This window comes from Ancylomarina salipaludis, assembly GCF_004122035.1.
Classification (GTDB): domain Bacteria; phylum Bacteroidota; class Bacteroidia; order Bacteroidales; family Marinifilaceae; genus Ancylomarina; species Ancylomarina salipaludis.
Genome location: NZ_SAXA01000049.1, coordinates 1 through 732, shown reverse-complemented (window position 1 = coordinate 732; position 732 = coordinate 1). Strand labels below are relative to the sequence as shown.

The 732-nt window shown below is 40.0% G+C and carries 1 protein-coding gene; it reads right to left on the bottom strand.

Annotation, left to right across the window (positions count from 1 at the left end; translation table 11 throughout):
• Positions 1-632 (bottom strand): hypothetical protein (locus EO244_RS16815; RefSeq protein WP_164977530.1); only part of this gene is annotated, 632 nt, incomplete at its 3' end.
• Between the last annotated feature and the right edge of the window lie 100 nt (positions 633-732).

Here is a 732-nt window from a genome sequence, read left to right as displayed (position 1 = left end):
ACATTCGATTTATTTGCATTTAAAGCTGTGTAGACGTCCTCTCCTTGCCAAAGTAATTTACCGGCATCATTCTTCAAAACGCCATAGCTATCACCTGCATCATTAGAAAGGTTTATAGCTTTCTTAACATTCAAATCCTCCTCTACCGTTACACCTTTGGTAAAAGTTTCATCTACATCTGTGCGTGCATAATTGCTAGACGAAAAACCACCCAACTTAGCAGCATTCTCAACTGACAAAGAAGATTCTGCCTTCGTTTTAAAACTCCTGGAAGTCTCATCATAATAGGCTATACCATTGGGCATGGGAGTATTTTCACGGGTAGCGATCATTTGCAGGCTCCCCTCATCACCTACTCGTGCATAACCATCGGCATCAAACACCAGTTGCCCATCGTTTAAACCATCATATTTTTTGGCCACAAGCCCTGTAAAATTAGTAGAACCCAAGCCAACAGTCGCTTTGTCGCGTAAGGTGAGGAAATCTGCAGTCGTAAAGAACTTTCCGGCATGCGTCTCATACTCACCTCCATTTGAAACAAGACCAACTTCCTGCTTAACTTCTTCGAGTTCCTGTTGCTCCAGAAGTAAACCTAAAATGGCATTGTTTGTTGTGTATTTTATACTATCCATAATTAATATTTTTTATGCGTTCTGCATCTTTTTATGAATCCCCTATCTGCAGACTTTTGAATATCCAAATCTGACTTTTGCTTAAAAAACGATACGACTT